This is a genomic window from Streptococcus sp. 151470009-6 (assembly GCF_053628175.1).
This window is the reverse complement of the sequence record NZ_JBSEZF010000003.1, coordinates 150960-160492: the sequence shown is the minus strand read 5'-3', so window position 1 is coordinate 160492 and position 9533 is coordinate 150960. Positions and strand designations below refer to the sequence as shown.

Below are 9533 nucleotides of genomic sequence, written 5' to 3'. Positions count from 1 at the left end.
TTCAATAGTCCAGTGGACTATTGAAGGTGGCAGACAGAGCTAATAAACTCGTTATTTAACAACGATATTAACGAGTTTGTTAGGTACCGCAATCACCTTGACGATTTCCTTACCGTCAATTTCTACTTTGACTTTGTCATCAGCCAGAGCAATTTCTTGCAATTCTTCGCGTGATAGATCTTTAGCGACCATGAGTTTAGCACGGACTTTTCCTTTGATTTGGACAACGATTTCGATTTCGTCTTCAACCAATTTGCTTTCGTCCCATGTTGGCCAAGCCACGTAAGAGATGGATTCACCTGTTGCTGCAACTGTTTGCCAGAGTTCTTCTGCCAAGTGAGGTGCAAATGGGGCAATCAATTGGATAAAGCCTTTGGCATAGTCCACATAAAGTTTGTCTTCCTTGTTAGCAGCGTTGACAAAAACCATAAGTTGGGCAATGGCTGTATTGAACTTCATGGACTCGATTTGCTCAGTGACGGATTTGACTGTTTCATTGTAGACCTTATCAAGAGCGCCATTGTTTTCCGCAACGATTTCTTTACTTGTAATCAAACGATAAACACGGTCGAGGAATTTACGGCTTCCTTCCAAACCTTCTTCAGACCAAGCAATTGAAGCATCAAGCGGTCCCATGAACATTTCATAGACGCGAAGGGTATCGGCACCATATTGTTCCACCACATCGTCTGGGTTAACAACGTTCTTGAGGGATTTAGACATCTTGGCTGGCGCTTGCTCCAACTCTTCTCCTGTTTCCACATGGAAGAAGGAACCGTCACGTTTTTCAACCTTATCAGTTGCCACAAGAGCCCCACGGTGGTCACGGTAGCTTGTTCCCAAAATCATTCCTTGGTTAAAGAGTTTTTGGAATGGTTCCTTAGTCGGAACAACACCGAGGTCATAGAGGAATTTGTGCCAGAAACGAGCGTAGAGCAAGTGAAGAACAGCATGCTCTGCACCACCCACGTAGATATCTACTGGCAACCATTGTTTGAGAAGGTCCTCATCAGCCAATTTCTCAGTATTGTGTGGGTCAATATAACGGAGGTAGTACCAGCTTGAACCAGCCCACTGTGGCATCGTATTGGTTTCGCGACGACCTTTGACGCCATCTTCACGAGTCACTTCAAGCCAGTCTGTCAAGTTAGCCAATGGGCTTTCCCCAGTACCTGAAGGGCGGATATCCTTGGTGACTGGCAAGACAAGTGGCAATTCACTTTCTGGAACAGCTGTTGAAGTCCCATCTTCCCAATGAATGATTGGGATTGGCTCACCCCAGTAACGTTGACGACTAAAGAGCCAGTCGCGGAGACGGTAGGTAACCTTCTCTTGACCACAACCTTTTTCTTCCAACCAAGCTACAATTTTAGCAATCGCTTCTTCTTTGTTCAGTCCATCTAGGAAGTCTGAATTAACGTGAAGACCGTCTTCTGTGTAGGCAGCTTCTTCAACGTTTCCACCTTCAAGCACTTCTACGATTGGAAGGTCAAATTGTTTGGCAAATTCCCAGTCACGTTGGTCATGGGCAGGTACGGCCATTACCGCACCTGTTCCATAACTAGCAAGAACATAGTCCGCGATCCAGATTGGGATTTCCTTTCCATTGACAGGGTTGATGGCATAGGCACCTATCCAAACCCCTGTTTTTTCCTTAGCAAGGTCGGTACGAGCCAAGTCAGACTTAAGACTAGCTTGGTGTTTGTAATCTGCTACTGCCTCTGCTTGCTCTGGACTTGTAATCGCGTCAACCAAGTCATGCTCAGGAGCCAAAACAGTGAAAGTCGCACCGAAAAGCGTATCAGGACGAGTGGTAAAGACGGTAAATTCCTTGTCAGTCCCTTTCACTTTGAAAGTTACATTGGCACCAGTTGATTTACCAATCCAGTTGCGTTGCATGTCCTTGATAGACTCTGGCCAGTCAAGATCATCCAAGTCATTGAGCAAGCGCTCTGCATAAGCCGTGATTTTGAGCATCCATTGGCGCATTGGTTTGCGGACAACTGGATAACCTCCACGCTCAGATGTTCCGTCAGGAAGGACTTCTTCATTGGCAATGGCTGTTCCTAGTTCCTCAACCCAGTTTACTGGTACTTCCGCTTCATAGGCCAAGCCTTTTTCGTAAAGTTTGGTGAAAATCCACTGAGTCCACTTGTAGTAGTTTGGATCTGTTGTGTTGACTTCACGATCCCAGTCGTAAGAGAAACCAAGCGCATTGATTTGGCGTTTGAAGTTAGCAATATTTTCCGCTGTAAATTCTGCCGGGTCATTTCCCGTATTCATGGCGTATTGCTCTGCAGGCAAACCAAAAGCATCCCAACCCATTGGGTGAAGGACATTATAGCCTTGGGCACGTTTGAAACGGCTGAGGATATCGGTTGCTGTGTAACCTTCTGGGTGTCCTACGTGCAATCCAGCTCCTGAAGGATATGGGAACATGTCCAGAGCATAGAACTTCGGTTTTGAGGCATCTGTTCCTGTCTTAAATGTATGATGTTTCGCCCAGTAGCCTTGCCACTTGGGTTCAATTTCCTTATGATTGTAAAAACTCATGCTATTTCTCCAATTTTATGATGTTACTATTATACCATTTTTGGGGGAATTTGAAAGTCGAGAAAGAATCTTTTCCCCTCCATTGTCAAGAAAGATTAGACATCACCCCCACTTTATTTATCTATCAAAAAGAGAATAACTCCGGACTAGATATAGAACATATGTGAATTGCTATCGACTATTCCCATAGTTCCCTTAACACATAATTCCCATTTTAGATTTCTTTAAGGTTTTTATTATATGATGTAGAACTCTGTAATTAAAAACATTAGACGAACAAACAGAGAATAATGTTCGTAAAAAGGAGAAAAATTATGAAAAAAATACTATCACTTCTCTCTTTCAGCTGGATATTTCTACTTTTGTCAGGATGTTCTTCAACAACCGAAGCTGAAACTAGCATTGAAAATGATACAGATAAGACTTTAGTTATCTATTCGCCTAACCCTGAAGATCTTATTGAAGAAACAATCCCAGCCTTCGAAGAAAAATATGGCATCAAGGTCGATTTAGTCCAAGCTAGTACTGGTGAATTATTCAAGAAAGCTGAGGCTGAGAAAGAAGCTCCTGTAGCTGATGTCATTTTTGGAGGTTCCTACGCCCTCTTCTCTTCTAACGAAAATCTTTTTGAACCTTATATCTCTCAAGAGAATGATCAGATAATCCCTGAATATCAAAATAAAACTGGATTCTACACGCCTTATACACTTGATGTCAGTGTCATCATTGCCAATTCAGCTCTTACAAAAGATATTAAAATTGAAGGCTATGATGATTTACTTAATCCTAAATTAAAAGGAAAGATTGCTACTGCTGATCCAAGTAATTCTTCTAGTGCCTTTGCTCAATTAACAAACATGCTTGTGGATCAAGGCGGCTATGAAAATGAGCAAGCTTGGACATATGTGAAAAATCTATTTAGCTTAGTAGATGGGAAAATTGCTTCTAGTTCTTCAAATGTCTACAAATCAGTCGCTGACGGAGAAATGGCTGTCGGACTCACCTATGAAGATCCTGCATTGAAACTCTTAAACGATGGCGTTGATGTAAAAGTCATTTATCCAAAAGAAGGAACCGTCTTTTTGCCTGGTAACGCAGCTATTATCAAAAACGCCAAACACATGGAAAACGCTAAAAAATTTATCGATTTCCTTCTTTCTCAAGACATTCAGGATAAACTAGGAACTGAAACAACCATCAGACCCATTCGAAAAAACGCTAAAACCAATAAAAATATGAAATCAATGACAGAAATCAATATCGCCACTGAAGATTCAGATTATGTCATCCAAAATAAATCAGCTATTCTTAAAAAGTACAATGATATTTTCACTAACATTCAATCGAAACAGTAAAAGAGGTTCAGTATGAGTGAAATCAAAATTATTAACGCAAAAAAAATCTACCACGACATTCCTGTCATTGAGAATTTAAACGTTACGATTCCAAAAGGAAGTCTTTTCACCATTCTTGGACCTTCAGGTTGTGGAAAAACGACCCTTCTTCGAATGATTGCAGGCTTCAACAGTATTGAAGGCGGAGAATTTTACTTCGATGATACTAAAATCAATAATATAGAACCCAGCAAACGCAACATCGGTATGGTTTTCCAAAACTACGCTATTTTTCCACATTTGACGGTTCGAGATAATGTTGCTTTTGGTCTTAAACAAAAAAAGGTTCCAAAAGATGAATTAGTTCAACAAACCAATAAATATCTGGAACTAATGCAAATTGATCAATACGCAGATCGAAAGCCCGATAAACTCAGTGGTGGACAACAACAACGTGTCGCCTTGGCACGTGCCTTAGCTGTTAATCCAAGTGTTCTCCTCATGGATGAGCCGCTTAGTAACCTGGATGCGAAACTTCGCTTAGATATGCGCCAAGTTATTCGAGAAATTCAACACGAGGTGGGAATTACAACTGTATATGTAACCCACGACCAAGAAGAAGCGATGGCTATTTCAGACCAGATTGCTGTTATGAAAGATGGGGCCATCCAACAAGTCGGACGCCCAAAAGAACTCTACCATAAACCAGCTAATGAGTTTGTGGCAACCTTTATTGGACGCACAAATCTCATCCCAGCTAAACTAAAAAAACGGAGCGACGGTGCTTATATCGTCTTTTCAGATGGTTATGCCCTCCCTATGCCAGCTCTTGATCAGGCTAAGGAACAAGCAATTCTTGTAAGTATCCGTCCCGAAGAGTTTATCAAAGATGAATCTGGTGATATTGAAGGAATCATTTCAGATAGTGTTTATCTTGGACTCACCACTGAATATTTCGTAGAGACTGTATTTTCTTCAAAAATACAAGTGAGCGAAGAATCAACTTTTGAAGAAGATCTTCAAAAAGGGGATCGAATTCGTCTACGAATCAATACTCAAAAGTTAAATGTCTTTTCTGCAGATGGTTCCCAAAATCTTATTACAGGAGTTGGCTATGAAAGGTAAAAAACTAAATATTTGGACAACCTCCTCGTTCTTCATCTTTCTTACCTATCTTATTTTTCTTGTTTATCCTATCGTTATTGTACTCAAGCAAGCACTCATACATGAAGGTAAATTCTCACTAGCTAATTTTGAGGATTTCTTTAGTAAATCCTATTACTCTGAGACACTAGTAAACAGTTTTAACGTCTCCATTACTTCTACTGTAACTTCCCTAGTTTTAGGGACCTTATTGGCCTACCTCTTTTCTATATATGACTTCAAAGGAAAGAAATTTTTACAGATATTGATTATCATTGCTTCCATGTCAGCTCCTTTCGTAGGGGCATACTCCTGGATTCTATTATTGGGACGAAATGGTGTCATCACTAAATTCTTGACAAATGTCCTTCATCTTCCAGCTATTGATATTTATGGCTTCAAAGGAATTGTACTTGTGTTTACACTCCAGCTATTCCCATTAGTTTTTCTATACGTGGCTGGAGCAATGAAAAGAATTGACCATTCCCTTCTTGAAGCCGCTGAAAGCATGGGGGTAATCGGGTTCAAACGTATGATAACAGTTATTTTGCCCCTTTTAATTCCAACTTTACTTGCTGCTGCCCTACTTGTATTTATGAGAGCATTCTCCGACTTCGGAACTCCTATGTTAATTGGTGAAGGATATCGGACTTTCCCTGTTTTAATTTATAATCAATTCATTAGTGAGGTTGGCGGAAATTCTGCATTTGCATCTGCTTTAGCAATCATGGCGATCATCATTGCTTTAACAATCTTCCTCATCCAAAAATATATTTCAAATCGCTATAGTTTCAGCATGAATTCGCTACATCCAATTGAGCCGAAAAAAACTACAAAAGGAAAAATGGCTGCCATTTATGCAACAGTTTACGGAACTATCTTGTTCTCTATTCTACCTCAGGTCTACTTGATTTATACTTCTTTCCTAAAAACATCAGGTATGGTATTTGTCAAAGGCTATTCTCTAAACAGTTACAAGGTAGCTTTCAATCGCATGGGATCTGCTATTTTTAATACCATTCGCATTCCTTTGATTGCTTTGATTCTAGTTGTTTTATTTGCAACAGTTATCTCCTACCTAGCCGTTAGAAAACGAAATTTGTTTACAAACTTAATTGATAGCCTTAGTATGGTACCTTATATCGTACCAGGAACAGTTCTCGGTATTGCCTTTATCTCTTCATTCAATACAGGTATCTTCGGAAGTGGCTTCCTTATGATTACAGGAACAGCCTTCATCTTGATTATCTCCTTATCTGTAAGAAGACTCCCTTATACAATCCGCTCATCTGTTGCTAGCTTACAACAAATAGCACCTAGTATTGAAGAAGCCGCTGAAAGTTTAGGAAGTAGCCGTCTCAATACTTTCAGTAAAATTACTGTTCCAATGATGTTACCCGGTATTATTTCTGGATCTATTCTATCATGGGTAACAATGATTTCAGAACTATCTACTTCTATCCTGCTATATAATGCCAAAACAAAAACTATGACCGTAGCAATCTATACAGAGGTACTCAGAGGAAATTATGGTGTAGCCGCAGCTTTATCCACGATTTTATCTATCCTAACAGTCGCTTCCTTACTGTTATTCATGAAAATCTCTAAAAATAATAACATTACACTCTAATTTTTCCCTATCAAAAACAGCCGAAAGGATGATCCTAGGCTGTTTTTTCTAATCTCTTATCACAATACATGACCCGAAGTTCTGATGAACATATATACTGATTAAATAGAATTTTCTTCCATCTTCTCACGTCCCAGTTCCCGATAGCTACGGTCACCAACGACATCGACTGTAAACTGGCCGTTCTCGTATTCTAGAATGGTCACACTACCATTATCTAGACCATGCGGATGCATGCCATTGATGAGATAAACCATCGTACCAATGGTCATCCCGTGGCTGACAACAAGGGCATTCCCGCCACCGTGTTCTTCCATTTCTTTGGCAATCGACTCAAAGCCTTCCTTGATTCGGATACTAAGTTTTTCCCAACCTTCAGCCCAACCAGCAGTATCAACTTCTACCAAGCCTTCAGCTAGCTCTACATAGGATAACTGATGAACATGATCCACCTTGAAAACACGAGGAATGACCCCCATAAAGAGGTCTCCATCATAGGCCCCATCAAAACTACCAAAGCACCACTCACGGATTCGCTTATCCATACGGTAAGGGATTTTCCCTTGTAAGCCCAGTTCTTCTAGGACGATTCCCATAGTTTGAATAGTCCGCCCTGAATCGCTGGAATAAGCGCGGTCAAATTGTAAGCCGGACTCTCTCAAGCCAATTCCTAGTTCATGGATTCCCAACTCACCTTCTGCAGTCAGAGGTGTATCACTCCATCCTTGAGCACGTCCAATCGTGTTAAACATGGTTTTTCCATGACGGACCAAGTACAATCTTACTTTAGACATTTTCTATCCTCCATTTTCTTCTATTATATCATGGATCAAAGAAATATTCGGCTTTTAAAAGCAAAGCCAACATTTGTAAATTATCTAAAAGAAAAGCTACCCTCATGGTAGCTTCCCTAGGAGATTATTATGAAAAAGTTTAGGATTTCTATTAAATAAAGTTAGGAGGTCTTTATTTAATGATTATAGTATACACAGTTATCCTTAAACTCATCTTAAATCCTCTCTCTTTTTTATTAATTTTTAAAACTATGGATTGGAGCTGGAATTTGGCCACCGCGAGAGATGAAATCGAAAGACGAAGCCCCGTTAACCTTCATCACTGGAGCTGTTCCTAGCAAGCCACCAAACTCAATCATATCGCCTTCTTTGCCCTTTGGAATAATACGGACAGCCGTTGTTTTCATGTTAATCACACCAATTGCCGCCTCATCCGCAATCATAGCCGCAATGGTTTCAGCAGGCGTATCCTCTGGAATGGCGATCATGTCCAAACCAACTGAACAGATAGCTGTCATAGCCTCTAGTTTCTCTAAATTCAGAGAACCATTTTGCACTGCTGCAATCATTCCCTCATCTTCAGAAACAGGGATAAAAGCACCAGACAAGCCGCCAACCTGATTACAAGCCATGACACCACCTTTTTTAACTTGGTCATTGAGCAAGGCAAGCGCTGCTGTTGTTCCATGGGTACCAACTGTTTCCAAGCCCATCTCCTCAAGAACACGAGCCACAGAATCACCAACCGCAGGAGTAGGCGCAAGACTTAGGTCGACAATTCCAAAGTCAACTCCCAGTCTCTCGCTGGCCATTTGCCCAACCAATTGACCGATACGAGTAATCTTAAAGGCCGTTTTCTTGACCGTCTCAGCTACTACATCAAAGCTCTGACCACGAACTTTCTCCAAGGCGCGCTTGACCACACCAGGACCCGAAACCCCGACATTAATGATAACATCTGCTTCACCGACACCATGGAAAGCCCCTGCCATAAAAGGATTATCTTCAACGGCATTAGCAAATACGACCAACTTGGCCGCACCCATATCTGACAGTGCAGCTGTTTCCTTGATGACGCGCCCCATATCAGCGACCGCAGTCATGTTGATACCTGACTTGGTTGAGCCAATATTGACAGACGAACAAACCTTGTCTGTCTCAGCTAGAGCACGGGGGATCGAATTGATGAGAATCTCATCTCCTTTTTGGTAGCCTTTTTGTACCAAGGCCGAAAAACCTCCGATAAAGTCAACACCAATCTCCTTGGCCGCCTTATCAAGTGCCTTTGCCAAAACGACATAGTCCGTTGCATCAGTCGCTGCTCCAATCAAGGAAATCGGAGTCACCGATACTCGTTTATTGACAATAGGAATCCCTAGTTCTGCAGCAATTTCGTCTCCTACAGCCACTAGATTTGCAGCTTTAGAGGTGATTTTTTGGTAAATCTTTTCAGCAGCACGATTGATATCTGGATCGATACAGTCCAAAAGGGAAATCCCCATGGTGATAGTTCTGATATCGAAATTCTGCTCTTCGATCATGGCAATGGTTTCAGTAACTTGTCTAATATCCATGATGCCCTCCTAGATATTATACATGGCGTCAAAAATCGCTGCACTTTGAATATTGATTTTAACATTCAAGGTCTGGCCGAAAACTTCAAACTCATTTCGCAGATAAGTGAAATCCTGTTTTTCGTTACTAGAAACGACTGCCATCATGGTAAAATACTCATCCAGTACTGTTTGAGAAATATCGTCAATATTCAAACCCAATTCTGCAATTTTAGTAGACACGCCAGCAACAATACCTGCCTTGTCCTTGCCAACCACTGTAATAATAGCCTTCATCTTTAGACTCCCATTCTACGATTATTAGAAAACCTGAACGTTTTTGATTTTCTTTTTCCTTAGTATAGCATATTTCCGTAAAAAATACTAAAAAACGCCTGCTTACGAAGTTGTTCTTAAAAAAAAACAATTTCGTAAACAAGCGTCTACCCTATCAAATGATGATGAGTGTTCCCGCTAGGACCGAAGTCCCAGCGGTAGACCAGAGCTAGACTAAGAGCACAAGACT

The 9533-nt window shown here is 41.0% G+C and carries 7 protein-coding genes; 3 read left to right on the top strand and 4 right to left on the bottom strand.

Going from position 1 to position 9533, the window contains the following annotated elements; translation table 11 throughout:
* Positions 1-51: 51 nt before the first annotated feature.
* Positions 52-2553 carry a leucine--tRNA ligase gene (gene leuS / locus ACUW6H_RS05895; protein WP_454362770.1) on the bottom strand — a complete coding sequence of 834 codons (2502 nt, stop codon included), beginning with the start codon at positions 2551-2553 and terminating at the stop codon, positions 52-54.
* Between the two features lie 314 nt (positions 2554-2867).
* Between leuS and ACUW6H_RS05890 the strand changes: the two genes are divergently transcribed.
* Genes ACUW6H_RS05890 through ACUW6H_RS05880 form a run of 3 tightly spaced genes read left to right on the top strand, consistent with a single transcriptional unit; the run spans position 2868 to position 6660 of the window.
* The gene (locus ACUW6H_RS05890) at positions 2868-3908 is read left to right on the top strand and encodes an extracellular solute-binding protein (protein ID WP_454362768.1); all 1041 of its coding nucleotides are present in this window, start codon (positions 2868-2870) and stop codon (positions 3906-3908) included.
* A 12-nt stretch (positions 3909-3920) separates the two neighbouring features.
* Positions 3921-5012 (top strand): ABC transporter ATP-binding protein, encoded by a 1092-nt coding sequence (locus ACUW6H_RS05885; protein ID WP_125391427.1) that lies wholly within the window; start codon positions 3921-3923, stop codon positions 5010-5012.
* The gene (locus ACUW6H_RS05880; protein ID WP_454362765.1) at positions 5002-6660 is read left to right on the top strand and encodes an ABC transporter permease; all 1659 of its coding nucleotides are present in this window, start codon (positions 5002-5004) and stop codon (positions 6658-6660) included. Before ACUW6H_RS05885 ends, ACUW6H_RS05880 begins: the two co-directional genes overlap by 11 nt.
* Before the next feature lie 101 nt (positions 6661-6761).
* Here the strand turns inward: ACUW6H_RS05880 and ACUW6H_RS05875 are convergent, their stop codons facing one another.
* The 3 genes from ACUW6H_RS05875 to ACUW6H_RS05865 form a co-directional block, all read right to left on the bottom strand.
* Positions 6762-7454, bottom strand: a complete 693-nt coding sequence (locus ACUW6H_RS05875; RefSeq protein WP_454362763.1) for a histidine phosphatase family protein — start codon at positions 7452-7454, stop codon at positions 6762-6764.
* 236 nt (positions 7455-7690) lie between these two features.
* Complete coding sequence (locus tag ACUW6H_RS05870; protein ID WP_454362761.1) at positions 7691-9028, bottom strand: PFL family protein; 1338 nt, start codon at positions 9026-9028, stop codon at positions 7691-7693.
* A 9-nt stretch (positions 9029-9037) separates the two neighbouring features.
* Complete coding sequence (locus ACUW6H_RS05865) at positions 9038-9304, bottom strand: ACT domain-containing protein (RefSeq protein ID WP_454362759.1); 267 nt, start codon at positions 9302-9304, stop codon at positions 9038-9040.
* Positions 9305-9533 lie beyond the last annotated feature (229 nt).

Coding starts and splice junctions, on each gene's coding strand:
- leuS (WP_454362770.1), bottom strand. CDS start 2,553: ATGAGTTTTTACAATCATAAGGAAATTGAACCCAAGTGGCAAGGCTAC.
- ACUW6H_RS05890 (WP_454362768.1), top strand. CDS start 2,868: ATGAAAAAAATACTATCACTTCTCTCTTTCAGCTGGATATTTCTACTT.
- ACUW6H_RS05885 (WP_125391427.1), top strand. CDS start 3,921: ATGAGTGAAATCAAAATTATTAACGCAAAAAAAATCTACCACGACATT.
- ACUW6H_RS05880 (WP_454362765.1), top strand. CDS start 5,002: ATGAAAGGTAAAAAACTAAATATTTGGACAACCTCCTCGTTCTTCATC.
- ACUW6H_RS05875 (WP_454362763.1), bottom strand. CDS start 7,454: ATGTCTAAAGTAAGATTGTACTTGGTCCGTCATGGAAAAACCATGTTT.
- ACUW6H_RS05870 (WP_454362761.1), bottom strand. CDS start 9,028: ATGGATATTAGACAAGTTACTGAAACCATTGCCATGATCGAAGAGCAG.
- ACUW6H_RS05865 (WP_454362759.1), bottom strand. CDS start 9,304: ATGAAGGCTATTATTACAGTGGTTGGCAAGGACAAGGCAGGTATTGTT.